General features: G+C 72.2%; 22 protein-coding genes. 19 read left to right on the top strand and 3 right to left on the bottom strand.

Annotated elements, in window-relative coordinates:
- Window positions 1-92 precede the first annotated feature (92 nt).
- Window positions 93-1,361, top strand: a complete 1,269-nt coding sequence (locus tag ACWEN0_RS05855; RefSeq protein ID WP_451969287.1) for a serine hydroxymethyltransferase — start codon at window positions 93-95, stop codon at window positions 1,359-1,361.
- Here ACWEN0_RS05855 and ACWEN0_RS05850 read toward each other — a convergent pair.
- Window positions 1,349-2,110, bottom strand: coding sequence for an inositol monophosphatase family protein (locus tag ACWEN0_RS05850; protein ID WP_451969286.1), 762 nt, complete (start codon window positions 2,108-2,110; stop codon window positions 1,349-1,351). The genes ACWEN0_RS05855 and ACWEN0_RS05850 overlap by 13 nt on opposite strands.
- Window positions 2,111-2,192: 82 nt before the next feature.
- Between ACWEN0_RS05850 and ACWEN0_RS05845 the strand changes: the two genes are divergently transcribed.
- Window positions 2,193-3,110 carry an Lrp/AsnC family transcriptional regulator gene (locus ACWEN0_RS05845; protein WP_451969285.1) on the top strand — a complete coding sequence of 306 codons (918 nt, stop codon included), beginning with the start codon at window positions 2,193-2,195 and terminating at the stop codon, window positions 3,108-3,110.
- Between the two features lie 93 nt (window positions 3,111-3,203).
- A complete protein-coding gene (locus ACWEN0_RS05840; RefSeq protein ID WP_451969284.1) occupies window positions 3,204-4,853 on the top strand; it encodes an MDR family MFS transporter in 1,650 nt (549 codons plus the stop codon).
- Window positions 4,854-4,908: 55 nt separating this feature from the next.
- Here ACWEN0_RS05840 and ACWEN0_RS05835 read toward each other — a convergent pair whose 3' ends face one another.
- A complete protein-coding gene (locus tag ACWEN0_RS05835) occupies window positions 4,909-5,421 on the bottom strand; it encodes an inorganic diphosphatase (RefSeq protein ID WP_451969875.1) in 513 nt (170 codons plus the stop codon).
- A 173-nt stretch (window positions 5,422-5,594) separates the two neighbouring features.
- On the opposite strand from ACWEN0_RS05835, the gene dacB reads away from it, so the two are divergent.
- The 13 genes from dacB to folK all read left to right on the top strand — a co-directional run bounded on the left by dacB (window position 5,595) and on the right by folK (window position 19,491).
- A complete protein-coding gene (gene dacB / locus ACWEN0_RS05830) occupies window positions 5,595-8,090 on the top strand; it encodes a D-alanyl-D-alanine carboxypeptidase/D-alanyl-D-alanine endopeptidase (RefSeq protein WP_451969282.1) in 2,496 nt (831 codons plus the stop codon).
- A 93-nt stretch (window positions 8,091-8,183) separates the two neighbouring features.
- Window positions 8,184-9,194, top strand: a complete 1,011-nt coding sequence (locus ACWEN0_RS05825) for a zinc-dependent metalloprotease (RefSeq protein WP_451969873.1) — start codon at window positions 8,184-8,186, stop codon at window positions 9,192-9,194.
- Window positions 9,191-10,150: a tRNA lysidine(34) synthetase TilS gene (gene tilS, locus ACWEN0_RS05820; protein ID WP_451969280.1), complete on the top strand. Its 960-nt coding sequence runs from the start codon at window positions 9,191-9,193 to the stop codon at window positions 10,148-10,150. Before ACWEN0_RS05825 ends, tilS begins: the two co-directional genes overlap by 4 nt.
- 3 nt (window positions 10,151-10,153) lie before the next feature.
- Entirely contained in the window at window positions 10,154-10,705 is a 552-nt protein-coding gene (gene hpt / locus ACWEN0_RS05815; protein WP_451969279.1) for a hypoxanthine phosphoribosyltransferase, read from the top strand.
- Between the two features lie 144 nt (window positions 10,706-10,849).
- On the top strand, window positions 10,850-11,215 hold the full coding sequence (locus ACWEN0_RS05810; protein WP_451969278.1) for a hypothetical protein: 366 nt from the start codon (window positions 10,850-10,852) through the stop codon (window positions 11,213-11,215).
- Window positions 11,216-11,238: 23 nt separating this feature from the next.
- Window positions 11,239-12,651: a hypothetical protein gene (locus tag ACWEN0_RS05805; RefSeq protein WP_451969277.1), complete on the top strand. Its 1,413-nt coding sequence runs from the start codon at window positions 11,239-11,241 to the stop codon at window positions 12,649-12,651.
- 61 nt (window positions 12,652-12,712) lie between these two features.
- Window positions 12,713-13,498 (top strand): ESX secretion-associated protein EspG, encoded by a 786-nt coding sequence (locus ACWEN0_RS05800; RefSeq protein ID WP_451969276.1) that lies wholly within the window; start codon window positions 12,713-12,715, stop codon window positions 13,496-13,498.
- Window positions 13,499-13,781: 283 nt separating this feature from the next.
- Window positions 13,782-14,609, top strand: a complete 828-nt coding sequence (locus ACWEN0_RS05795) for an ESX secretion-associated protein EspG (RefSeq protein WP_451969275.1) — start codon at window positions 13,782-13,784, stop codon at window positions 14,607-14,609.
- A gap of 202 nt (window positions 14,610-14,811) precedes the next feature.
- A complete protein-coding gene (gene ftsH, locus ACWEN0_RS05790; RefSeq protein WP_451969273.1) occupies window positions 14,812-17,226 on the top strand; it encodes an ATP-dependent zinc metalloprotease FtsH in 2,415 nt (804 codons plus the stop codon).
- Window positions 17,204-17,809: a GTP cyclohydrolase I FolE gene (gene folE / locus ACWEN0_RS05785; RefSeq protein WP_451969271.1), complete on the top strand. Its 606-nt coding sequence runs from the start codon at window positions 17,204-17,206 to the stop codon at window positions 17,807-17,809. Before ftsH ends, folE begins: the two co-directional genes overlap by 23 nt.
- A 35-nt stretch (window positions 17,810-17,844) precedes the next feature.
- A complete protein-coding gene (folP, locus tag ACWEN0_RS05780) occupies window positions 17,845-18,651 on the top strand; it encodes a dihydropteroate synthase (RefSeq protein WP_451969871.1) in 807 nt (268 codons plus the stop codon).
- Window positions 18,644-19,003: a dihydroneopterin aldolase gene (gene folB, locus ACWEN0_RS05775; RefSeq protein WP_285477109.1), complete on the top strand. Its 360-nt coding sequence runs from the start codon at window positions 18,644-18,646 to the stop codon at window positions 19,001-19,003. The genes folP and folB overlap by 8 nt, the downstream gene beginning before the upstream one ends.
- Window positions 19,000-19,491, top strand: coding sequence for a 2-amino-4-hydroxy-6-hydroxymethyldihydropteridine diphosphokinase (folK, locus tag ACWEN0_RS05770; RefSeq protein WP_451969269.1), 492 nt, complete (start codon window positions 19,000-19,002; stop codon window positions 19,489-19,491). Before folB ends, folK begins: the two co-directional genes overlap by 4 nt.
- An 85-nt stretch (window positions 19,492-19,576) precedes the next feature.
- Here the strand turns inward: folK and ACWEN0_RS05765 are convergent, their stop codons facing one another.
- Window positions 19,577-20,512: a helix-turn-helix domain-containing protein gene (locus ACWEN0_RS05765; protein WP_451969267.1), complete on the bottom strand. Its 936-nt coding sequence runs from the start codon at window positions 20,510-20,512 to the stop codon at window positions 19,577-19,579.
- Between the two features lie 61 nt (window positions 20,513-20,573).
- On the opposite strand from ACWEN0_RS05765, the gene ACWEN0_RS05760 reads away from it, so the two are divergent.
- The 3 genes from ACWEN0_RS05760 to ACWEN0_RS05750 all read left to right on the top strand — a co-directional run bounded on the left by ACWEN0_RS05760 (window position 20,574) and on the right by ACWEN0_RS05750 (window position 24,571).
- Window positions 20,574-21,035 carry a DUF3180 domain-containing protein gene (locus ACWEN0_RS05760; protein WP_451969265.1) on the top strand — a complete coding sequence of 154 codons (462 nt, stop codon included), beginning with the start codon at window positions 20,574-20,576 and terminating at the stop codon, window positions 21,033-21,035.
- Between the two features lie 69 nt (window positions 21,036-21,104).
- Complete coding sequence (locus ACWEN0_RS05755; protein WP_451969263.1) at window positions 21,105-23,309, top strand: DUF6779 domain-containing protein; 2,205 nt, start codon at window positions 21,105-21,107, stop codon at window positions 23,307-23,309.
- Between the two features lie 158 nt (window positions 23,310-23,467).
- Window positions 23,468-24,571, top strand: coding sequence for a PrsW family intramembrane metalloprotease (locus ACWEN0_RS05750; protein ID WP_451969869.1), 1,104 nt, complete (start codon window positions 23,468-23,470; stop codon window positions 24,569-24,571).
- Window positions 24,572-24,641 lie beyond the last annotated feature (70 nt).

Below are 24,641 nucleotides of genomic sequence, written 5' to 3'. Positions count from 1 at the left end.
TGGCGCCATCGAGGTGGAGCACCACCGGGAAGCGAACGACGAGGCCGGCACCGCGCGCCTGGGTGAAGGCCACTCCAGAGCCGGAGTACGCCATGACACACCAGCCGAAACTGACCGCGCTCGCCGCGGCGGACCCCGCGATCGCCGGGCTCGTCGAGGACGAGGCGAAGCGCCAGCACGACAAGATCCGCTTGATCGCGTCGGAGAACTACGTCTCGCAGGCCGTGCTCGAGGCGACCGGCACCGTGCTGACCAACAAGTACTCCGAGGGGTACGCGGGCAAGCGCTACTACGAGGGCCAGCAGTTCATCGACCAGGTCGAGCAGCTCGCGATCGAGCGCGCGAAGGCCGTGTTCGGCGCGGACCACGCCAACGTCCAGCCGTACTCCGGGTCGCCGGCGAACCTGGCCGTGTACCTCGCGTTCGCGCAGCCCGGCGACACCGTGCTCGGCATGGCGCTGCCGGACGGCGGTCACCTCACGCACGGCTGGAGCGTCTCGGCGACCGGCAAGTGGTTCACGCCGGTGCGCTACGGCGTCGCGAAGGAGACCGGCCGCGTCGACCTCGACCAGGTGCGCGACCTCGCGCGCCAGCACCGGCCGAAGCTCATCTTCGCCGGCGGCACGGCCATCCCGCGCACGATCGACTTCCCGGCGTTCGCCGAGATCGCCCGCGAGGTCGACGCCGTGCTCGTCGCCGACATCGCGCACATCGCCGGGCTCGTCGCGGGCGGCGCGCACCCGTCGCCGGTCGGGCACGCGCAGGTCATCACGACGACCACGCACAAGACCCTGCGCGGCCCGCGCGGCGCGATGATCCTCTCCGACGCTGACCACGCGAAGGCCGTCGACAAGGCGGTGTTCCCGGGCCTGCAGGGTGGCCCGCACAACCACACGACCGCGGCGATCGCCGTCGCGCTGGGCGAGGCGCAGCAGCCGTCGTTCTCGGAGTACGCGCACACGATCGTCGCCAACGCGAAGGCGCTGGCCGACGCGCTGCTGGCGAAGGGCTACGACCTCGTGTCCGGCGGCACGGACAACCACCTGCTGCTGATCGACCTGACGAACAAGGCGGTCGCGGGCAAGCCGGCCGCGCAGGCCCTCGACCGCGCGGGCATCGAGCTGAACTACAACACGGTGCCGTTCGACCCGCGCAAGCCGTTCGACCCGTCCGGCATCCGGCTCGGCACGTCCGCGATCACCACACGCGGGCTGAAGCCGGAGCACCAGCCGCAGGTGGCGGAGTGGATCGACCGCACGGTGACCGCGGCGGCCGCGTCCGACGAGTCCTCGCTCGACTCGATCGCCGCGGAGATCCGCGAGTTCCTGGCGCCGTTCCCGATCCCGGGCTACTCCGCCTGACGCAGGACGTCGCGCACCAGCGGGTGCAGAGCCGGTGCGGCGGCGAGGAAACTGCCGGCCGACGGCGTCCACGGGGCGCCGTCGGCGGTGGTGACCACCGCACCGGCCTCGCGCGCGACCAACGCCGCGCCGGCGAGGTTCGTCGCGTCCGTGCCGTACTGCCAGAAGAGGTCCAGCCGCCCGGCGGCGACGTCGGCGACCTGCCACGACGTCGGCCCGAGGTTCCGCACCGCGGCGACCTCTTCGAGGACGGCGGTCAGCGATCGCCCGGCGGCCTGGGCCACGCCCGGCTGTCCGGTGACGAACGGCGGCTGGCTGGTCGCGGCGACGACCGCGTCGAGCGTCTTCTTGCGTGACGGCTCGATCGGCTTGCCGTTCCTGGTCGCGCCTTCGCCCTTCCGCGCGGCGTAGGTCTCCCGCAGCCACGGCGAGTGCAGCACGGCCAGCTCGGGTTCGCCGTCGCGGACCAGCGTCACGGTGACGCAGTACTGCGGCAGGCCCTGGAGCAGCTGGACGGCGCCGTCCAGCGCGTCGACCACCCAGACTTCGCCGCTCGGCAGGTCGCCGAATTCGCCCGCCCAGCCCGCGCCCGGCCGGAGGTCGGTGAGCGCGGCGCGCAGGTCGGCGGCCAGCGGGTCGTCGATGGCGGAGAAGGTCGTGCCCAGTTCTTCGAGCGAAGCGGGCGGCCGTTCCGGCGCCCGGACGTCGGCGGCCAGGGTTTCCACGATGTCGATCACGGACTTCATCATGGGGTCAGAATCGGGCCGGAACGGCTGCGCGAGGTACTCCAGCACTACGGCATGAGCGAAACTGGACTGCATGGTGCAGCTGATGACAGAAATCGAACAGCGGGTGGTTTCGGCCCTGCAGCTCGACGGCCGCGCCGGGCCCGGCCGGATCGCCGAAGTGCTCGATCTTTCGCCGCGCACGGTCACCCGCGTCATCGCCCGCCTGCGTGCCGACGGCCGCCTCGAGGTGGTCTGCGTCCCGAACCCGGCGCACGGCCTGCGCGGGGCGATGCTCCTGCGGGTCAAGGTGCTGCGGGGCCGGACATCGGTGATCGCCGAAGGGCTGGCCAAGCGCGACGATGTCCTGTTCGCCGACATCCTCGCGGGCGGCGAAGAAATCAGCGCCGTCGCCCTCGGGGGTCTCGACGGGCGGCTGGTGCACGACGCGCTGCCGTCGACGAACGCGGTCACCGAGCTGCGAGCGCACTCGGTGCTGCACGTCTTCTCCGACGCGACGCAGTGGCGCACCGGCCTGCTCTCCGACGCCGAGGTCGCCGCGCTGACCCCGCCGCCGTCCGGCGAGGACGTCACCCTCGACGACCTCGACCGGCGGCTGCTGCACCGGCTGGCCGCCGACGCCCGGCTCGGGCCGGGCGAGCTGGCGACCGAGGCCCCGGAGTCGACCGTGCGGCGACGGCTCGACCGGCTCGCCGCGGCCGGCCGGCTCCACACCTACGCGAACGTGGACGTCAAAGCGCTGGGCCTGGAGATCGACGCCAACGTCTGGATGACCGTCCCGCCCGGCCGTCTCGACGAGGTCGGGCGGGCGCTGGCGAGCCACCCGATGGTCCACGGCACCCTCGCCACGACCGGGGTCACGAACCTGATGGCCGCCGTCTGGTGCCGTGACCTGGGCGCTCTCTACGCCTTCGTGACCGGCCTCGATGTGCCGTCCGCCGAGGTCACGGTGGTCGCGAAAGCCGTCAAGCGCGGGACGAGACCGGGCTCACAGAAAACTTGATTGCACCATACAAGCTTCCGCGGAATACTTGGCCGAGGCAAGTAGTTGAGGGGTACAAGCAAATACGACGAAGGCTTACCGAGGGAGACCACCATGAGCGACACCACCACGGCGGAAGGAGCAGCCGCTACGAACGGCAAACTGTCCCACCGCCAGATCCTGACCGTCCTGTCCGGGCTGATGCTCGGCATGTTCCTCGCCGCGCTCGACCAGACCATCGTGTCGTCGTCGATGCGCACCATCGCCGACGAGCTGCACGGCCTGAGCCTGCAGGCGTGGGCGACCACCGCCTACCTGATCACCGCGACGCTCTCGACGCCGCTGTACGGCAAGCTGTCCGACCTCTACGGCCGCAAGCCCATGTACCTGACGGCGATCTCGCTGTTCCTGGTCGGCTCGCTGGCCAGCGGCATGGCGACGTCGATGTACGAGCTCGCCGCGTTCCGCGCCTTCCAGGGCCTCGGCGCCGGTGGCCTGATGTCGCTCGCACTGGCGATCATTACCGACATCACCGCGCCGCGTGAGCGCAGCAAGTACCAGGGCTACTTCATGGCGGTGTTCGGCATCTCGAGCGTCGCGGGCCCGGTCGTCGGCGGCTTCTTCGCCGGCATCGACTCCTTCGCCGGCATCACCGGCTGGCGCTGGGTGTTCCTGGTCAACGTCCCGATCGCGCTCGCCGCGCTGGTCGTCGTCAGCAAGGTCCTCAACCTCCCGCACACCCGCGTCGACCAGAAGGTGGACTACTGGGGTGCCGTCGCGCTGGCCACCGGCCTGGTGCCGCTGCTGATCGTCGCCGAGCAGGGCCGTGAGTGGGGCTGGGGCTCCGCCGCCTCGATCGCGATGTACGTCGTCGGGGCGCTGGGTGTGGCCGCCTTCGTCTGGATCGAGCGCCGCATGGGCGACGCCGCCCTGCTGCCGCTGCGCCTGTTCAAGCGGCCGGTGTTCCGGATGTCGACGCTCGTCACGGTCGTGCAGGGCGCCGGGATGTTCGGCGCGATGATGTCGTTGCCGCTGTACCTGCAGATCGTCAAGGGCGCGACGCCGACCCAGGCGGGCCTGCAGATGCTCCCGCTGACGCTGGGCATCATGACCGCGAGCATGACCAGCGGCCGGCTCATCTCGAAGACCGGGCGCTACAAGATGTTCGCCGTGGCCGGCATCGGCCTGATGGCGGCGGCGCTGTTCGCCCTGTCGACGATCACCGTCGACACCTCGCTGGCGCTGGTCATGGTCATCGCCTTCGTGATCGGCCTCGGCCTCGGCGCCTCGATGCAGACGCTGGTGCTGGCCGCGACCAACGACGTCCGCCCGCAGGACATCGGCGTCGCCACCTCGGCGGCGACGTTCTTCCGGCAGATCGGCGGCACGGCGGGCACCGCGGTGTTCCTCTCGATCCTGTTCGGCACGGTCGCCGACAAGATCGCGAACGCCGTCCGCTCGGCGATGACCACGCCGGCCTACGTGTCGGCGCTGGCCCAGCACCCCGAGTTCGCGCAGCAGATGAAGAGCGGCCTGGACGTCAACGACACGTCGTTCCTGTCCTCGCTGGACCCGACGCTGGCCCGGCCGATCCTGCAGGGCTTCGCCGAGTCGATGAGCACGGTGTTCCTGGTCGGCGGGATCGTGCTGACCGTGGGCTTCGTCCTGGTGTGGTTCCTCAAGGAGAAGCCGCTCTCGGACAAGTCCGCGATGGAGCAGCGCGCGGAGGCCGACGACGCTCCCGCCCTCGCCATGGCGCACTGACCGGGGAATGAGAAAGGCCCCCTCGGGACGATCCCGAGGGGGCCTTTTCACGGGCTCAGTGGCCGCCGTCGGCCTCTTCCTTGGCCAGGCGGTCCTTCTCGCGCTCGTACGAGCGGGCGATCTCGTTCTCGGCCTCGGTGCGGCCGACCCAGGACGAGCCTTCGACGCTCTTGCCGGGCTCGAGGTCCTTGTAGACCTCGAAGAAGTGCTGGATCTCCAGCTTGTGGAACTCGTTCAGGTGGTGGATGTCGCGCAGGTGCTCCAGGCGCGGGTCGTTCGTCGGGACCGCGAGGACCTTGTCGTCCGGGCCCTTCTCGTCGGTCATCCGGAACATGCCGATCGCGCGGCAGCGGATCAGGCAGCCCGGGAACGTCGGCTCCTGCACGAGGACCAGCACGTCGAGCGGGTCGCCGTCCTGGCCGAGGGTGTCGTCGATGAAGCCGTAGTCGGCCGGGTACTGGGTGGCCGTGAACAGGGTCCGGTCCAGTTTGATGCGGCCGGTCTTGTGGTCGACCTCGTACTTGTTGCGTTCCCCTTTGGGGATTTCGATCGTGACGTCGAACTCCACGGCGTCCTCGCTGCTTCTCGATATCCGGGCGTGCCCCGCGTCGCGGGCGGCAACCTTCATGACTGTCTTGACGTCTCCTAGTGTGGACTACGCCCTGCCGCGGGGTCGCATCGATGTCGGCCACGCGGCATGTGAGCTTGGCCCCTTCCGGGGCAGGTGAGAAGGAGTGGTGGGTGCCGGAAAACGACCAGCCGATGTGGCCTTCGTCGGACGAAGACCGCTCGTCGTCCGGCGCGCGGAAGACCACCCCGATGTCGCTGCCCGACCCGCCGGAGAGCCCTCCGGACCGGCCGGGCGTGCCCAACGTCACAGGCAGTGAGGCGCCGAAGGGGTCGTGGTTCGCGCCGAACGTCGAGCCCGAGCCGATCCCGGGGCTGAACGTCCCCGCCGAAGAACCCGCGCAGCCGCCGACCCCCGCCAAGCAGGACCTCGCCGACCGCCTGGGCTCGCGCGAGCCCAAGCCGGCCGGGGCCAAGCCCGCCGAGCCGGCCCCGACCGCGGAGAACACCCAGTTCATCGAGGTCGAGCAGCCGCCCAAGAAGGCGCCGTGGGTGCCGGTGGAACGCAACGTCTGGCCTGCCGAGCAGCAGGACCGGCACGAAGAGCCTCAGACCGAGAAGCCCGAGTCGCAGCCGTGGCGGGAGGAGCTGCAGCTGTGGCGCGAGGAGCAGCAGCGCCGGGAAGAGCAGCTGCAGCGCGCCGACCAGCAGCGCCGCGAGGAATCCCAGCCGCGGACGGAGGAACCCCAGCCGCGGCGGGACGAGCCCCAGCCTCCCCGGGAGGAGCCGCAGGCGCGCCAGGAGGAGCCCCAGGCGCGGCGGGAGGAGCCGCAGCCCTACCGGGACGAGCCCCAGGCGCGGCGGGAGGAGCCGCAGCCCTACCGGGACGAGCCCCAGGCGCGGCGGGACGAGCAGCCGCGGCGCGATGAGCCGCAGCCCCGCGGCGAGGAGACCCAGCAACTGCGGCCCCAGCAGCCGCAGCGTCCCCAGGAACCGCAGCCGCCGTGGGCGCAGCGCGTGGACGTGGCGGACGGCCGGCCCGCGCTGCCGCCGGAGCCGCCGCGCGGGGTCGTCCCGCCGGCGTCCGCGGGCTCGCTGGCCCGGCCGATGCGGATCGAACCGGACGGGCAGCGCTTCGACGCCGAGGCGACCGTCGGGATCGAGCGGCCCACCCAGTTCCCCGGGGCCTTCCAGCAGCAGCCGCAGCAGCGCGGCGAACCGCCCGCCGAACCCCCGGCGACGCCACCGGCCGCGACCGCCGAGGAGCCGCCGAAGAAGAAGCGGCGCAAGGGCAAGATCATCGCGCTCGTCGTGGTCGTCCTGCTGGTCCTGGCCGGCGGCGGCATCGCGGCCGCGATGCCGAAGGTGTCGAACCGCCTCGGCCTGCCGTGGGCGCCGAACGCGCCGAAGGGCGACAGCCCGGAACCGGCCGCGGCGACACGTCAGCTGCAGGGGCCGGACACGTCGGGGCAGGCGCCGACCGCGAACGGCGTCAAGTCCGCGCTGGCCGGCGCGGCCGCGAACAGCGCCCTCGGCCAGCTCAACGGGAGCGTCGTCGACCCGGTGACCGGCACGACGCTGTGGGACCACAGCTCGGCGACCGCCGTGACCCCCGCCTCGACGACGAAGGTGCTCACTTCCGCGGCCGCCCTGCTCGCGCTGGACCCGAACACCCGGCTGTCGACGAAGATCGTCCAGGGCGCCGACCCGGGGACGGTGATCCTGGTCGGCGGCGGCGACGTCACCCTCACCGGGCTGCCGCTGGGCACCGAATCGCCGCTGTACCCGGGCGCCGCGCACGTCGACGACCTCGTCGCGCAGGTCAAGAAGGCCAACCCCGGCGTCAAGAAGGTGCAGGTCGACCTCAGCCTGTTCAAGGGCGCGACGACCGCGCCGGGCTGGGCCGCGGGCGACGCGCCGTCGACGTTCGCCACCCAGATCGGGTCGGTCATGGCCGACGCCGGGCGCCTGGACCCGAAGAACAACAACTCCCAGCGCGCGCCTAACGCGGGGAGCGCGCTGGCGTCGACGATCGCGTCGAAGCTGAGCGCGTCGCCCGGCGGGCAGACCACCGCGCCGAAGGACGCGAAGGTGCTCGCCGAGGTCAAGTCGGCGCCGCTGACCGAGCTGGTCTCGGACACGATGGAGCTGTCCGACGACGTCCTCGCCGAAGCCCTCGCGCGGCAGGTCGCGCTGGCGTCCGGCCAGGAAGCGAGCTTCGCCGGCGGCGCGGCGGCGACCCTGAAGGTGCTCAAGGACCACGGCTTCGACACCACGGGCGTCAAGCTCTCCGACGGCAGCGGCATCTCGACGGAGAACAAGATCCCGGCGAAGCTGCTGACCCAGCTGATGGCGGCCGCGGCGGCACCGGAGGGCAAGAACGAGAACACCGCCAAGCTGCGCCCGATGCTGGCCGGCCTCCCGGTGGCGGGCGGCTCGGGAACCCTCGCCGACAAGCGCTTCGAGACCCCGGCGTCCCAGGCGGGCCGCGGCTGGGTCCGCGCCAAGACGGGCACCCTGACCGGCGTGAACACGCTCGCCGGCCTCGTCCTGGACCAGGACGGCCGGGTGCTGGTGTTCGCGTTCATGTCCAACGGCTCGGACCAGCAACCGGGCCGCGACGCCATCGACGCCTTGGCCACGAGCCTCCGCAAGTGCGGATGCTCGTAGCCGCGGACGCCGAACCGTGCGGAGATCGTGGCCGGAAACCCGTCCCGGGCAGGTAGCGTCGGAAGGGTGAGTCAGGAAACCGAGACCCGGCCCATGGTCGACTGGGCACTCGCCGCGCAGACCGGCGCGCTGCTCGTGCGCGGCGGCCCGCAGGTCCCGCGCGAAGAGGCCGAAGCGGCCGTCACCGACCTGCGTGAGCTCACCGTCGAAGCCGAGGGGCACGTCCGGCAGCTGACGAGCCTGGGCCTCGACCTGCCGCTGCTGCCCGGCGAAGTCGTCGACCGCCCCGGCTGGGTGCGCTCGGCCGCGGCCGGGCTGGACGCGCTCACCGGGCGTGCGCTGCCGCAGCAGGGCGGGCCGTTCGGCCCGATCCTGGCCGGCGGCGCCGGCGTGCAGACCGGGCTGGTGCTCGCGTTCCTGGCCAGCCGCGTGCTCGGCCAGTACGACCCCTTCGGCGGCCCCGAGCGCGAAGGCCAGCTGCTGCTCGTCGCGCCGAACGTCGTCGCCGCCGAGCAGGCCATGCAGGTCCCCGGCCACGACTTCCGGCTCTGGGTCTGCCTGCACGAGTGCACCCACCGGCTGCAGTTCACCGCGGTCAAGTGGCTGCGCGACTACTTCGCCGACGAGGTCGAGCGACTCGTTTCCGGGCTTGCGGGCGGTGGCTCCGACAGCCTGGCCGACCTGGTCGGGCGCCTTCCCGAGGCGATCAAGCAGGGCCCGAAGCTCAACCTCGCGGAGCTGCTCCAGTCGCCGAAGGAACGCGCCGTGTTCGACCGGCTGCTGGCCCTTTCGACGCTGCTGGAGGGCCACGCCGACTACGTCATGGACGCCGTCGGCCCGCAGGTCGTGCCGAGCGTCGACACGATCCGCGCGCGGTTCACCGCCCGGCGCAAGGGCGGCGGCGTCTTCGACCGGCTGCTGCGCGCGCTGCTCGGCGTCGACGCGAAGATCCGTCAGTACGAAGAAGGCGCGAAGTTCACCAAGCACGTCGTGGACGCCGTCGGCATGGACGGCTTCAACGCCGTCTGGCGGTCGCCCAACACCCTGCCGTCGCGCGCCGAGATCTCCGATCCGGCCGCGTGGGTCCGGCGCCTGCACGGATGACCGGGCCGGCGGTCGCGGCGGTCCGGCGGGCGGTCCGCGCCTTCCTCGAGACCGTCGAGCCGCCGCCCGAGCTGTGCGTCGCGGTCTCCGGCGGTGCCGATTCCCTCGCCCTCGCCGAGGCCACGGCGTACGTGGGGCACGGGCAGGGCCGCCGCGTCCGCGCGCTGGTCGTCGACCACGGCCTGCAGGAGGGCTCGGCGAAGATCGCGCGCGACGCCGCCGCGGCCGCGAAGTCCCTCGGCGCGGACGACGCCGAGGTGCGCCGGGCGGACGTCACCGGCCCGGGCGGCCCGGAAGCCGCCGCGCGCAAGGCCCGCTACCACGCGCTGCGCGGACACGAGCTGGTCCTGCTCGGCCACACCCTCGACGACCAGGCCGAAACGGTCCTGCTCGGGCTCGGCCGCGGCTCCGGCCCCCGCAGCGTCGCCGGGATGCGCCCGCACGACCCGCCGTGGGGCCGTCCGCTGCTGGCGGTGCCGCGCGCGACCACCCGGGCCGCCTGCGCCGAGCTCGGTGTCGAGCCCTGGGAGGACCCGCACAACGCCGAGCCGCGCTTCACCCGCGTCCGGTTGCGCACCGAAGTGCTGCCACTGCTGGAAGACGTCCTCAACGGCGGCGTCGCCGGCGCGCTCGCCCGCACGGCCGCGCAACTGCGTGAGGACAGTGAGGCACTGGACACATTGGCGGACATGATCTTCACCCGCGCGGGCGGCTCCGAAGGGCTGGATGTCGGCGTGCTCGCGCCCGAGCCCGCGGCGGTGCGGCGGCGGGTTCTCCGCAGGTGGCTGCTGCAATCGGGTGTGCGCGAGCTCACCGACGGGCACCTCCGGGCCGTCGACGAGCTCGTCGCCCGGTGGCGTGGTCAGGGCGGCGTGTGGCTGCCGGGCAACTTGGAGGCGCGCCGGGCACGTGGCAGGCTCTGCATCACCTCCCAACCCACCACTCGAGGAGAATGACCCGTGTACGAGGGCGAAATCGCCTCCGTGCTCGTCACCGAGCAGCAGATCCAGGACAAGATCGCGGAGCTGTCGGCGCAGATCGCCGCCGACTACCCGGCCAACGGGCAGGGGGAACTCCTGCTGGTGGGCGTCCTGAAGGGCGCGGTCATGTTCATGACCGACTTCGCCCGCGCGCTGCCGCTGCCGACGCAGCTGGAATTCATGGCCGTCTCCTCGTACGGCTCGTCGACGTCGTCGTCCGGCGTCGTGCGGATCCTCAAGGACCTCGACCGGGACATCGCCGGCCGGGACGTGCTGATCGTCGAGGACATCGTCGACTCCGGCCTCACGCTGTCGTGGCTGCTGAAGAACCTCGCGAGCCGCAACCCGGCGTCGCTCGAGGTCGTTTCGCTGCTGCGCAAGCCGGAGGCGGTCAAGGTGGACGTCCCGGTGAAGTACATCGGCTTCGACATCCCCAACGAGTTCGTCGTCGGCTACGGCCTGGACTACGCCGAGCGGTACCGGGACCTGCCCTACATCGGCACGCTGGACCCGAAGGTGTACACCTCCTAGTTCACCGACCGTTCACCGCAACCACCGGATCCGCGGAACCCCGGGCACGAAGTTTGCGTCATAGGCTCTGATCACGTGCGTTAACCTATGCGAAGACCATTCGTGCCCGCGGTGACCGGGTCGGGGGAACGGGAGAGAGCTCAGATGGGGAACAGCAGCGCTGCCGACGCGAACGCCTTCAAGGCCGCCGCCGCGGCGGGCCAGGTCGGGATCGACCCCGACGCCGCGCAGATCGTGCTGAACAAGATCCGCACGGGCAAGGACGCGGTCGAGGCCCTGCTCGCCGGCGCGGGCACGCTCGCGCAGCCGCCGAAGCTCGGGGACAACCCGGTCGGCAACGCGATGGCGGCGAAGTTCGTCCAGCGCGCGGACGGCGGGAACGACTCCTACGCCTCCGCGCTGCAGAACCTGCTCGACCAGTACACGGCGGCCGAAGAGGGCATCGTCACGGCGATGTCGCGGTACCACGAGATCGACAACGCCGCGGCCGAACCGTTCCGCAACGCCTGAGCCACAAGGGGGATTTGGAAGTCATGGCTCCGAACCACAGTGACCAGCCGGCGACGACCGCTCCGGGCTCGACCGGCCAGGGCTCGATCGTGCCGCTCGGCGACAACGCCGCGTCGCAGAACATCGTCGACAACGCCCGCGGCAGCGCCGGCGGCTTCGACATGGGCAGCGACCGCGCGATCGCCAACCCGCCGAACTGGAACGCCCAAGCCAGCCAGCAGCTCTACGCCGGCGCGGTCAACAACAACGACCCCGGCACGGCCGAGGCGACCGGGCAGGCCTGGGCGCACCACGGCAGCGAGCTGAAGCAGGCGTCCGACCACCTGTACAACGCGATCTCCGAGCTGGGCAACGCCTGGGTCGGCCGCGGTGCCGCGGGTGCGCAGGGCGCGCTGGTGGCCATCGCCAACTCGGGTTCGCAGGCGTCCGACGCCGCGCACACGATGTCCGACCGGCTGGCCCGGCAGGCCGCCGCGGCCGCCGAGGTCAAGAAGATGCCGGCCCCGAAGGACTACGACCCCAAGCAGGCCATGGCGGCCGCGCTGGCCGGGGGCCCGGCGGCCCTGATCGCCGACCAGAAGGCCCAGGCGGACGCGGCCAACGACGTCAAGGCGCAGCAGGTCGCGTTCTTCAACGCCTACACGAAGTCGATGAGCGAGGTCGACAGCACGACCCCGAGCTTCGGCCCGGAGTCGCTCGGCATGAAGCCGACGGGCTCGCACAACTCCGTGTCGTTCAACGCGATCAACGCGGTCGGCAGCACCGGTCCGGTTTCGGGCCTGTCCGGCGCGGGCGGCGCGGTGTTCACGGCCGGCGCCTCGGGCTTCGGCGGCCACGGCGGCGCGTTCGACGCGCAGCACGCGGCGGTCGGCCCGAACGGCGTCCACGGCGGTGTCGCGGGCGGCGGCTTCGGCCACGACGCGGCGGCGCTCGGCGGCGACGGCACGGGCGGCGTGGGCGGCACGGCGGCGGGCACGAACACCGGCGCGGGCCACGTCGCCCCGGGCGCCGGGCAGGCCGGCGGCGGCAGCACGCTCGGCAAGATCGGCATGGGTCTCGGCATCGGCGGTGCCGCCGGTGGCCTCGGCGCGCTGGCCTCCCGCGCGCTGGGCAAGGGCAGCAAGTCCGGGGCGAAGGCCGAGAACGAGACGAGCCTGGCGTCGGCCGAAGGCCAGGGCCAGAGCGCCGCGTCGGCGCAGGCGCCCCAGCAGGGTCTCGTCTCGTCGGCGGGCACCATCGGCGGGCAGGCCGCGCCGCCGATGAACCCGGGCGGCATGGGCGGCATGGCCCCACGCGGTGCCCAGGGCGAGCAGGACGAGGAGCACACGCACGCGTCCTTCCTCATCGAGGCGGACCCGGACGAGGCCTTCGGCGCGAACCAGGCGACCCCGCCGCCGGTCATCGGCGCGTGGTCCGAGGACGACGAAGACCGCTGATCCTTCCGGGCCGGGCACGCCGACGGTGTGCCCGGCCCGTTTTCTCCTTGGGGGTGGCTCGATGCCCAACGCTGAGCTGCTCACCCCGGTCGAGGTGGACTTCCTGTGGGAGTCCGCCGGGCTGGGCGAGCTGCCGTACCCGCTGCGCGTCCGGTCGCACGGCGAAACCGTGGACGAGCGGTCGCTGCTGCGCCGCCGCACGCTGGAGGCGTTGACCGCGCGTGGCTTGGCCGACGGCCGAGGCCGTCCGGAACCGCACGTCGAGGACTACTTCGGGGTGCTCGCGCAGCCCGAGCTGAGCCTGGACGCCATCCAGCTGATCGCCCCGGACGCCGAGCCGCTGCTCGCGGTCGCCGGCGTGCTGGGCGGGATGGGCCTGCTCGCGGTCCAGGACACGCGCGGCCTGCACCTGCAGCCGTGCCCGGTGGACGGCCTCGCGAGCGCGATCGTCTCGCTGCTCCCGGGCGCCCCGCGCGGCTCCGAAAAGTCGATCACGGTCCCGCTGGAGCAGCTGGTCGGCGCGCACGGCGTCGACTTCCTGCAGCGCCGCGGCAACGGCGAAGAGCGCAGCTCGGCCGACGAAGACCGCAAGGCGCTGGCCCGCCTGCACGCGCAGCCGCGGCTGCGCGGCGGCCAGATCGCGGCCAACGCCCGCTCCCGGATCGGCGGCCGGACCCGGACCCCGGTGCTGAGCTGGTTCGACACCGAGACGGGCCGCTACTTCACCCAGGCCACCCGGGGCCGCGACGGCCGCGACTGGATCACGATCGCCCCGGCGGACGCGGCCACGCTGCGCCACCGGCTCGGCGAGATGCTCGCCGGAGCCTCGACGACGAGCACGGTCTGACGCACCGGACCGGACGTGAAGGGCGTTCCAAGGACGCTGTCGAGGTGGTTGGCGCGGCCTGGACGCCGCCGAGCCTCGCGCCGGCCGGTCGGTGATCGCGCCGGACCTGTCATTCATCGCCTTATGTCCATGAATGACCCATTCACGGCATTCCGCCCAGCCTCGTCGCCCTGCGTCGGCTCTGCCAAGATCGGGCTCCGGCTTCTCCGAGCGTGCTCGGCCGATGATCACTTTTTGTCGGTGGTGCGGGCTACGCTGAGCAAGAGTCCGATCCGGGAGAGTAGTGATGCAAGAGTTCTTCTCGCCGCTGGCGTTCGACTTCCTCTGGGAGGCCGCGCAGGTCGGGGAGCTGCCGTACCCGCTGCTGGTCCGGTCGCACGGTGCGACCGAAGACGAGCGCGTCTCGCTGCGCCACCGCGTCGACGCCGAGCTGAAGGCGCGCGGCGTCCGCGACCCGCGCGGCCGGCTCGCGCCGCCGATCGAGGACGCGCTGCAGCTGCTCGCGTTCGCGCCGCTGACCATCGACGCGCTGCACATCCCGCAGTTCGACGCGCCCACGGTCGGCGTGCTCGCGGCGGCCGACGACACCACGGGCGTCATCGCGATCCAGGACGGTGACGGCATCTGGTTGCGCGACGCCCCACCGGACGGCCTGGTGTCCGCCGTGATCGCGGTGCTGCCCGCCGGCCCGCGCGGGAGCGAGTCGTCGATCACACTTCCGCTGGACGACGCGCTGCGCACGGCCCCGATCCGGGTGCCCGTGTCGTTGCCGTCGAACCCGGGTGAGGAAGAAGACAGGCGCCGCGGCCGGGCCCGCCGCACCCCGCTGAGCGAACGCGCGACGGTCGACCCGCGCGAGGCGTACGGTCGGATCGCCGGCCAGCCGCGGCAGCGCGGCGGTCAGCTGGCAGCGAACAGCCGTTCGCAGGTCGGGGCCAAGCAACGGTCCCGGGTGCTGGCCTGGTTCGACACCGCCACCGGGCGCTACCTGAGCGTCTCCCGCGCTGGTACGGACGGCCGCGAGTGGGTCACGGTCGCCCCGGCCGACCCGAAGACGCTGCGGATGCGGCTGGGAGAGATGGTGAGCAGTGTGTCCGACGGCACGCGATAGCGTGACCACCGCGGACGCCGGGCGGGAACCCGGGCGCGGTATCGCCCGTTGACCTGCGAGAGGCTCACAGGGGATGAACGCGGCAGCGGACGGTACCCTGATGGGACGGGTGTCCAGGCACCGCGGGTTGTCAAGATCGTGATGGCGGGTATCACAGGAGCCGCCCAACCAGGGAGGGTCGAGGCCACCAGGGCCGAGTCGTATGAACCGGAAGAGCGTGCTCAGGAACCCACTGCTGTGGATCGTCGCGGGGTTGCTGGCGTTGTTCGCGTACAACACGATCTTCGACAGTGATCGTGGGTACACCCAGGCACCCATCTCGGTGGCGAACTCCCAGATCTCCTCGAACAACGTCAAGGAAGCCAGCCTCGAGGACAAGGAACAGCAGCTCAAGCTCCTGCTGAACAAGCCCGTCGACGTCGACGGCCAGCAGGTCACCCAGATCATTTCGCAGTACCCGGCGGACGCCACCCGCCCGATCTACGACTCGTTGATCGCGGCGAAGAACGGCGGCCAGCCGATCAAGTTCACCACCAAGGTGACCCAGCAGGGCGTGCTGACGCAGATCCTCATCTTCGCCATCCCGCTGGCCCTCGTCCTGGGCCTGCTGATGTGGATGATGAACAACGCCCAGGGCGGCGGCAACCGCGTCCTCAACTTCGGCAAGTCCAAGGCCAAGCAGCTGAACAAGGACATGCCCAAGACGACGTTCGGTGACGTCGCGGGTGCCGACGAGGCCGTCGAAGAGCTGTACGAGATCAAGGACTTCCTGCAGAACCCGGCGCGCTACCAGGCACTCGGGGCGAAGATCCCGAAGGGCGTCCTGCTCTACGGGCCGCCCGGTACCGGTAAGACGCTGCTCGCGCGCGCCGTCGCCGGCGAAGCGGGCGTGCCGTTCTACACGATCTCCGGCTCGGACTTCGTCGAAATGTTCGTCGGTGTCGGTGCGTCCCGCGTGCGTGACCTGTTCGAACAGGCCAAGCAGAACGCGCCGTGCATCATCTTCGTCGACGAGATCGACGCGGTCGGCCGCCAGCGCGGCGCCGGCCTCGGCGGCGGCCACGACGAGCGCGAGCAGACCCTGAACCAGCTGCTCGTCGAGATGGACGGCTTCGACGCCCGCGGCGGCATCATCCTGATCGCGGCCACGAACCGGCCCGACATCCTGGACCCGGCGCTGCTGCGCCCCGGCCGGTTCGACCGGCAGATCCCGGTGTCCGCGCCCGACCTGCGCGGCCGCAAGGCGATCCTCGAGGTGCACGCCAAGGGCAAGCCGATCGCCCAGGGCACGGACCTGACCAGCCTGGCCAAGCGGACCGTCGGCATGTCCGGCGCCGACCTGGCGAACGTGCTGAACGAGGCCGCGCTGCTCACTGCCCGCCAGAACGGGCACGTGATCACCGACGTGGCGCTGGAGGAGTCGGTCGACCGTGTCGTCGGCGGCCCGGCCCGCAAGAGCCGGATCATCTCCGAGAAGGAGAAGAAGATCACGGCCTACCACGAGGGCGGGCACGCGCTCGCCGCGTGGGCGATGCCGGACATCGAGCCGGTCTACAAGCTGACGATCCTGCCGCGCGGCCGCACGGGCGGGCACGCGCTGCTCGTCCCGGAGGACGACAAGGACCTGATGACCCGCTCCGAGATGATCGGGCGGCTGGTCTTCGCGATGGGCGGCCGCACGGCCGAGGAGCTCGTCTTCCACGAGCCCACCACCGGCGCGTCGTCGGACATCGAGCAGGCGACGAAGATCGCCCGCGCGATGGTCACCGAGTACGGCATGAGCGCCCGGCTCGGCGCGGTCAAGTACGGCCAGGAGCAGGGCGACCCGTTCCTCGGCCGCTCGGCCGGCCGGCAGGCGGACTACTCGCTCGAGGTGGCGCACGAGATCGACGAGGAGGTGCGCAAGCTCATCGAGACGGCGCACACCGAGGCGTGGCACGTGCTCAACACCTACCGCGACGTGCTCGACGAGCTGGTCATCGAGCTCCTGGAGAAGGAGACGCTGACCCGCAAGGACCTGGAGCGGATCTTCGCGACGGTCGAGAAGCGCCCGCACATCACCGTGTTCAACGAGTTCGGTGAGCGGACGCCGTCCGACAAGCCGCCGATCAAGACCCCGGGCGAGCTGGCGATGGAGCGCGGCGAGCCGTGGCCCCCGCCGGAGAAGGAGAAGCCGGTCCTGAAGCCGGAGCCGACCCCGGTCGGCACCGCGCCGGGCGCGGGCGACCTCCCCGGCGGCCCGCCGTACCCGGCGCCGGCCCCGGACCCGAACGCCAACCCGTACGCCCCGCCGCCGCCGGGCGCCTACCCGAACGGCGGCCGTCCCTACGGCGGCCCGAACGGAGGCCCCAACGGCACGGCCCACTGGCCGCAGAACTACGGCGGCCAGCAGCAGGGCGGCTACCCGGGCGGCCCTGCGGGCCAGAGCGGCCCCCCGAACTACGGCGCCCCTCCGGGCTGGACGCCCGCGACCTCGCCGGGCGGTCAGCCGGGCCAGTCGTGGCGGCCCGGTGGCGAAGAACGCCCTCGTGAGCACGGCTGGTTCGCCGACCAAGCCGGCAACCAGCAGAGCGAGGGGGAGCGTCGTGACGCGGATGGACCCGAAAAGTCCCAGTGACGCCGACCGCCCGGTCTTCGACCAGGACCGGGCGGAGAAGGCGATCCGCGAGCTCCTCCTGGCGTGCGGCGAAGACCCGGAGCGGGACGGTCTGAAGGACACCCCCGCCCGGGTCGCCCGCGCGTACCAAGAGATGTTCGCCGGCCTGTACACCGAGCCGGACTCGGTGCTGGACCGCACTTTCGACGAGTCCCACGAGGAACTCGTGCTGGTCACGGACATCCCGATGTTCAGCCAGTGTGAGCACCACTTGGTGCCCTTCCACGGCGTCGCGCACGTCGGGTACATCCCGAACGCCGCCGGGAAGGTCACCGGGCTTTCGAAGCTCGCGCGGCTCGTCGACCTCTACGCCAAGCGGCCGCAGGTCCAAGAGCGCCTGACCTCGCAGGTCGCCGACGCGCTCGTGCGGAAGCTCGAACCGCGGGGTGTCATCGTCGTCATCGAGGCCGAGCACCTCTGCATGGCCATGCGCGGGATCCGGAAGCCGGGCGCCCGCACGACCACCTCCGCCGTGCGGGGGCAGCTGAAGACCTCGCCTTCCTCGCGGGCCGAGGCGCTCGACCTGATCAAGGCGCGTCGGTGAGCGTGGGGCTTCCCGCTCCCGGCCGGTGCGTCGTGATGGGCGTGCTGAACGTGACGCCCGATTCCTTTTCGGACGGTGGCCGGTACCTCGGGCTCGATCAGGCGCTGGCGCACGCCCGCGAGATGTGGGCGCGCGGTGCCGACCTGATCGACGTCGGGGGCGAGTCGACCCGGCCGGGGGCGGCGCGGGTGGACGCCGGGACCGAGTTGAAGCGGGTCATCCCCGTGATCCGCACTCTCGCCGGTGAAGGCATCGGGATTTCCGTCGACACCACGCGCGCGGCCGTCGCCGCCGCGGCGCTCGAGGCCGGGGCGACCGTGATCAACGACGTCTCGGGCGGGCTGGCCGATCCGGACATGGCGCGCGTCGCCGCCGAGACCGGCGTGCCGTGGGTGCTGATGCACTGGCGCGGGCACAGCAGGGACATGCAGGCCCTCGCGCGGTACGAAGACGTCGTGGCCGACGTCCGGTCCGAGCTGCTGTCCCGAGTGGACGAAGCGCTCGCGGCGGGGGTCGCCGAGAGCGCCATCGTGCTGGATCCGGGGCTGGGCTTCGCGAAGAACGCCGAGCACGACTGGGCGTTGCTGCGCGGGCTCGATTCGCTGCTTTCGCTGGGTTTCCCGGTGCTCGTCGGCGCTTCCCGAAAACGGTTTCTCGGCCGCCTGCTGTCCGAAAAGGACGGTACGCCGCGGCCGCCGGACGGTCGTGAGGACGCCACCGCCGCCATTTCCGCGCTCGCCGCCGCGGCGGGTGCGTGGGGCGTGCGGGTGCACGAGGTCGGGGCGTCACTGGACGCGGTCGCGGTGGCCGCCGCTTGGTGGAAGGGATCGCCGGATGTCTGACCGGATCACGCTGACCGGCCTGCGGGTGTTCGGCCACCACGGGGTGTTCGAGCACGAGAAGCGGGACGGCCAGGAGTTCGTCGTCGACATCACGGTGTGGCTCGACCTCGGGCCGGCCGCCGCGTCGGACGACCTGACCAAGACGCTGCACTACGGCGAGCTGGCCGAGCTGGCGGCGGGGATCGTCGCGGGCGAGCCGTACGACCTCATCGAGAGCGTCGCGGGCAAGATCGCCGACGAGGTCCTGCGCGACGAGCGGCTGGGCGCCGTCGAGGTGACCGTGCACAAGCCGTCCGCGCCGATCCCGCTGACGTTCGACGACGTGGCCGTCACGGTCCGGCGGGACCGATGAGCCGCGCGGTCCTTTCGCTCGGCTCCAACCTCGGCGACCGGCTCGGCTTCCTGGAGCTGGCGCTGGACGCGGTGCGGCCCGCGCTGGTCGCGGTGTCGAGCGTGTACGAGACCAAGGCGTGGGGCGTCGAGGACCAGCCGGACTTCCTGAACGCGGTGTGCGTGGTCGACGACCCGGCGCGCGACCACTGGGCGTGGCTGCGCACGGGCCAGGCGGCCGAGCAGGCCGCGGGCCGGGTGCGCGAGCTGCGCTGGGGCCCGCGGACCCTGGACGTCGACGTGGTCACGGTCGGCGGCGTGACGTCCGACGACCCGGAGCTGCTGCTGCCGCACCCGGGCACGCCGGACCGCGCGAGCGTGCTGGTGCCGTGGGCAGAGATCGAGCCGGGCGCGCTCCTGCCCGGCCACGGCCCGATCGCCGAGCTGCTCGCCGCCCGCCCGGCCGACGACCTCGCCTCGGTCCGCAAGACGGATCTCCGGCTCGGGTAAGTCAACCCTCGAGCCCGGGGAGATCGCCGAGCTGCGGTGCCGAATCGGCGTGCGGAAGGCTCCTTTCGGACTTTGTCGTGAGTGGTCAGCCGCGCAGGGCCTCGATCATGAAGCCGACCGCCGGGCGGGTGGTCGGGAACGGGGGCCAGCCGTTGATGATCCCCAGCAGCTTCCAGTAGTGCTCGGCCCGCGGGTCGCCGCTCGCGGCGAAGCGGTCGGCCAGCTCGTGGCGGAACTCCGGCGACGCCGGGTCCTGGTCCGGCCGGACCGACGCCGCCGCGATCTCCGCCGCAAGCGCTTGCCCCAGCTCGGACGTGGGGCTTTCTCCCGCGTCGACGGCTTCCTGGGCGCGGGCCGTCCACGCGTTCCAGTTCTCCCGCCAGGCCGAGGACGGCTGCTCGAAGTCGCCTTCGCGGATCTGGCGGGCCTGGGTTTCGCTCATGCCGCGGATCAACGCCCGGAAGTCCGGGTCCTGGACCAGTTCGGCGAACTCGATCCAGGCCTCCAGCTGCTCGGGCGACGGGTCGTCCGGCAGCTCCGGCTTCCCGGCCCGCATCCGCCGGTAGAACTCCTCGTCGATCTCCAGTCCGGCGACCATCTCGTCCCAGAACTCGTCGACCAGCCGTTTGCGCTCCTCGTCGGACATCGACGCGAGACGGTTCATCAGTTTCACTTCCTCCAGTTCGGAACCACGCTTGGCCACCGCGCGCAGCACCGCCCGGCGCAGCCGCAGGCGCCGGATCTGCTCGTCCAGCGCCGCGACGTGCCGGGTCGCCAGCTCGCCGACCGTCGCCGGCTCGGTCAAGGCCGCCGACACGTCGGTGAGGCCCAGGCCGAGCTCCCGCAGCGTGCGGACCAGCTCGAGCCGGGCCATCGCCGCCGCGTCGTAGAGGCGGTAGCCGGCGTCCGTCCGCTCGGTCGGGGGCAGCAGGCCCTCGTCCGAATAGAAGCGGATGGTCTTGACCGGCAGGCCGGTCCGCTTGGCCAGCTCGCCGATGGTGAAGGTCGCGGTGGTGCCCACAAGACGCATGGTGAAGTCTCCAGTCGGGGGAGAGTCAAGCGTCGCACGCTAGGCTTGGCGCATGCACTTCACCCGGCCCCGGGACCTGGTGGTGGCCGGGCTGCTCGGCCTGGTTCTCGGCTACCTGCTCTTCCTCGTCGCCTACGGCTCGCTGCCCCAGCTGCCGACGTTCGCGGGCGTCACCTTCGCCGTGCTGGCCGTGGTCGAAGCCGTGCTCGCGTTCTCCATCCGCTCGCGGATCAAGAACGGCCGGGTCATCGCCGCGATCGGGATCGCCCGGTCGGTAGCCCTCGCGAAGGCTTCGTCACTCGCCGGGGCGTTCATGGGCGGCGCTTGGCTGGCGGCCCTCGCTTATCTTTTTCCGCGACGTGACGAACTCGTCGCGGCGATGCTGGACACCCGCGCCGGCGTGGTCGGCGTGGTCTCTTCCGCAGCCCTGGTAGCAGCGGGTTTGTGGCTCGAGCACTGCTGCCGGACCCCTCGTGACCAAGATCGGGAGCACAGCCGGGGGACGACCGGTTAGCGCTGGAATCCCACCGCTCGCGGGACCGAGTAGGTCTCGTTCGGATTACGAGCAGGTACGGTGTCAGGCATGACCGGCGTGGGTGACGACTCGCGCGGCCGCCTTCTGGGCAGGCCGTGGCTTGTCGTCGGCTTTGTCCTCGCCATCGGAGCCACCCTCGCACTGGTGCTCAGCGACGATCTCCGCTATCTCCGCCTCGGGATCGTCGCCGCCCTCTGGGCTGCCCTGATCGGCGCGTTCCTCGCCGTGAAGTACCGCAAGCACGCGGCACACAGCGAGGACGCGGTCGCCGAGGCGCAGGCTGTGTACGAGTTGGAGCTGGAACGCGAGATCGCGGCCCGGCGCGAGTACGAGCTCGAGATGGAGGCGGAGAGCCGCAGCGCGGCCGACGACCGCAGCCGCGAGGAGCTCGAGGCGCTGCGCGCCGAGGTTTCCGCGCTGCGCGACAGCCTCCAGTCGCTGTTCGGCGGCGAGGTGCTGCTCGAACGCGTCGCGCTGACCGCGCAGGCCACCCGGATGCGGAAGCTCTCCGACGAGAACCGCCTGGTCACCGACGGCACCCCGAAGAAGAAGCCGGCCCAGCTGATGGCCGGGAAGAAGCCCGCCGAGCAGGGCGAGCGCCCGACCGAGCTGATCGACCGCGTGCTCGACGAGCGCCGCCGCAAGGCGTCGAACGGCAAGCCCGCGAACGGCAAGGGCCTCGGCAAGGGCAAGGGCTTCGGCGGGAAGCCGGCCCCGAAGGCGCCCGCGAACGTGTCCGCGCAGAGCACCCAGCAGATCTCACGGCCGAAGCCGCTGAGCGACCGCCGCCCGCCGGTGCCGGCGGTCGACCCGGCGCTGAACGCCGCGCAGCGCGAGCTGAAGGCCGCCGAGCTGCGCGCCGAGGCGGCTCGCCGCCAGGCCGAGTCGCAGCCGATGCGGCTGCCGAACCCGGACGAGGTCGCGCAGCCGGAACGCCGTCCCGAGGCCGCGGCCGAGCCGACGCGCCAGGTGCCGCGGCCCGAACCCAAGACCGAGGTCCGCCGCACCCCGGAGCCGAAGACGGAGATCCGCCGTCCCGAGCCGCCGCCCGCGCGGCGGGCGGAGATTTCGCGCTCCGACATCCCGCGCGTCGAAATGTCGCGTCCCGACCTCCCGCGGGTCGACCCAGCGCGGCCGCCGATGCGGCCCGCCGAGGTCTCGCGACCGGACATCCCCCGCGTCGAGCGGTCGATGCCCGCCATCCCGCGGGTGGAGGTGTCGCGTCCGGACATCCCGCGCGTGGAGCGGTCGATGCCCGCGATCCCGCGGGTCGAGCGGTCGATGCCGGCGATTCCCCGGGTGGAGGTGTCGCGTCCGGACATCCCGCGCGTCGAGATGTCCCGGCCGGACCTGCCGCGCGTCGGCGGCCAGCCGAACGGCGCACGTCCCGAGCCGCGCAAGGCGCCCGAGCCGCCGCGGCCCGCGCCGGGCCGTCCGACGCCGCCGGTGCGGCCGTCGGAGATGTCGCGGTCGGACCTCCGGCCGGTGACCGACCTGAGCGCGGCCTTCCAGAACCGCGACGACTTCGCCGAGCGGCAGCGCCCGAACCGGCCGAAGCCGCCGGAGCCGAAGCCGCCGATGCCGAGGGACGCCTCCGCGTCGCGCAGCGACCTCCCGGTCGTCCCGCCGACGACGCCGGTGCCGGGCAAGAGCCCGGCGCAGCGGCAGCCGTCGCGCACCGACCTGCCACCGGTGGTGCCGCCGACCACGCCGGTCCCAGCCGCCGACGGCCGTCCCTCGCGGCTGGAGCAGTTCTCGCGGGCGGACATGTCGCCGATCCTCGACGAGCCGGTGTCCCGGCACGGCGGTTCGCACCGCGCGCCGGCCGAGGCCGCGGGCGGTGAAGCGCCGATGGCGAACCCGACTCTCCCGGAGTCGGTCCGCAACTACCAGGGCCGCTCGGGTGGCCGTCGCCGCAAGCCGGACGACTCGCAGCAGCTGCCCGCGGTGCCCGCGCCCGAACCCACCGGTGGCCGGCGCCGTCGCCCGGACGGCGAGCCCCCGGCGTGGGAGGGCATGGTCGCCGAGCGGGCGTCGATGTCGCGCCGCAACATGGCCCCGGTCGACCCGGCGGACGTGGAGCAGAACGGCCACAACGGCGGCACCAACGGCCACGCCCGCAACGGCCGCCGTTCGGCCGAGCCGGCGCCGGGCAGCGGTTCGCACACCGCGGGCCGGTCGGTCAGCGAACTGCTCGCGGCCAACGGCGGGACGGGCTCGACGCCGCGCCGCCGTCGCCGCGCCGAAGACTGAGGTTCCGGCACGACGTGGCCCGGCAGGCTGAATCGGCGCCTGAACGTGCCAGGTGGCGTATCCGTTCCCGGCCCGTCTGCGTAGGGTGACCGGCTGTGAGCGGAACCCTCTCGCCCGCGACAGGGCTGGATCGCGGACGGCGGCCTCGCCGGATCACCGTGCTGTTGCCGGTGCTCGGGCTCATCGTGGTGGCCCTCTGCGGCTTGTTCCTGTTCGGCCTGGCGACGGCGCGGGTCGGCCCGCTCGCCGTCACCATCGGGGTGCTCGCCGCGCTCGTGCCGGTCGCGGGCGTGGTCGCCGGGTTCCTCTGGGTGGACCGCTGGGAGCCCGAACCGGCGAAGTTCCTGTTGCTGGCCTTCGCCTGGGGCGCCTGCATCGCGACGATCACCGCGCTGCTCATCAACACCACCGCCGAAGCCGTCGGGGACGAGCTGCTCGGCAAGGGCAGCGGCAACACCGTCGCCGCACTGGTGTCGGCGCCCATCGTCGAAGAGGCCGCGAAGGCCCTGTTCGTGGTGCTCATCGTGTGGCGCCGCCGCGAGGAGTTCGACGGCGTCGTGGACGGTGTCGTCTACGCCGGGTTCAGCGCCGCCGGGTTCGCGTTCACCGAGAACATCTACTACTTCGGCCGCGCGTTCGCCGACTACGGCTTCGGCGACGGGCACAGTCAAGGCGTCATCACGGCGTTCTTCCTGCGTGGCGTGCTCGCGCCGTTCACGCACCCCCTGTTCGCCGTGCTCACCGGCATCGGGATCGGCATCGCCGTGCGGACGTCCGCGAAGACCCTGAAGGTGCTCGCGCCGATCGCCGGCTACCTGGCCGCCGTCTGCCTGCACGCGCTGTGGAACAGCGCCGCGCTGCTCGGCGGGTCGAAGTTCCTCACCGTCTACTTCCTGATCATGCTGCCGCTGTTCCTCGGCGTGTTCTACCTGGTCGTCCTGCAACGACGGCGTGAGCAGCGCATCATCGCCACCGCGCTGCCGCACATGGCCGCGCAGCGCTGGATCGCGCCGTCGGAGGTCGACCTGCTGGCCAGCCTGCCCGGCCGCCGCGCGTGGCGCCGCCAGGCGAAACGCCAGTCCGGCAAGCGGGCCGCCAGGGCCGTCGCGGTGTACCAGGCGAGCGTGACCGAGCTCGCGTTCCTGGACCGGCGGGAGCTCACCACGGACGCCGACCGGCAGCGCCAGCGCGAGCTGCTGCACACCCTGAAGTCCGCCCGGGCGGAGGCGACGCGCCTCGCCGACGAGGCCGCCCGCGGGTGACCCAGTCCGGGTGAAGCTTGTCACCCGGGCACAACGGCGCACGCTCACCCGAGTTAGTCTCGCGCCGTTC

It is taken from the genome of Amycolatopsis sp. NPDC004378, from assembly GCF_053602455.1.
The sequence above is the reverse complement of the archived record's forward strand: the minus strand, read 5'-3'. Positions and strand labels throughout refer to the sequence as shown.

Bases quoted from the DNA above. Each gene is read 5' to 3' on its own strand.
- ACWEN0_RS05855 (WP_451969287.1), top strand. From the start codon at position 93: ATGACACACCAGCCGAAACTGACCGCGCTCGCCGCGGCGGACCCCGCG.
- ACWEN0_RS05850 (WP_451969286.1), bottom strand. From the start codon at position 2,110: ATGATGAAGTCCGTGATCGACATCGTGGAAACCCTGGCCGCCGACGTC.
- ACWEN0_RS05845 (WP_451969285.1), top strand. From the start codon at position 2,193: ATGACAGAAATCGAACAGCGGGTGGTTTCGGCCCTGCAGCTCGACGGC.
- ACWEN0_RS05840 (WP_451969284.1), top strand. From the start codon at position 3,204: ATGAGCGACACCACCACGGCGGAAGGAGCAGCCGCTACGAACGGCAAA.
- ACWEN0_RS05825 (WP_451969873.1), top strand. From the start codon at position 8,184: ATGGTCGACTGGGCACTCGCCGCGCAGACCGGCGCGCTGCTCGTGCGC.
- tilS (WP_451969280.1), top strand. From the start codon at position 9,191: ATGACCGGGCCGGCGGTCGCGGCGGTCCGGCGGGCGGTCCGCGCCTTC.
- ACWEN0_RS05810 (WP_451969278.1), top strand. From the start codon at position 10,850: ATGGGGAACAGCAGCGCTGCCGACGCGAACGCCTTCAAGGCCGCCGCC.
- ACWEN0_RS05805 (WP_451969277.1), top strand. From the start codon at position 11,239: ATGGCTCCGAACCACAGTGACCAGCCGGCGACGACCGCTCCGGGCTCG.
- ACWEN0_RS05800 (WP_451969276.1), top strand. From the start codon at position 12,713: ATGCCCAACGCTGAGCTGCTCACCCCGGTCGAGGTGGACTTCCTGTGG.
- ftsH (WP_451969273.1), top strand. From the start codon at position 14,812: ATGAACCGGAAGAGCGTGCTCAGGAACCCACTGCTGTGGATCGTCGCG.
- folE (WP_451969271.1), top strand. From the start codon at position 17,204: ATGGACCCGAAAAGTCCCAGTGACGCCGACCGCCCGGTCTTCGACCAG.
- folP (WP_451969871.1), top strand. From the start codon at position 17,845: ATGGGCGTGCTGAACGTGACGCCCGATTCCTTTTCGGACGGTGGCCGG.
- folB (WP_285477109.1), top strand. From the start codon at position 18,644: ATGTCTGACCGGATCACGCTGACCGGCCTGCGGGTGTTCGGCCACCAC.
- folK (WP_451969269.1), top strand. From the start codon at position 19,000: ATGAGCCGCGCGGTCCTTTCGCTCGGCTCCAACCTCGGCGACCGGCTC.
- ACWEN0_RS05760 (WP_451969265.1), top strand. From the start codon at position 20,574: ATGCACTTCACCCGGCCCCGGGACCTGGTGGTGGCCGGGCTGCTCGGC.
- ACWEN0_RS05755 (WP_451969263.1), top strand. From the start codon at position 21,105: ATGACCGGCGTGGGTGACGACTCGCGCGGCCGCCTTCTGGGCAGGCCG.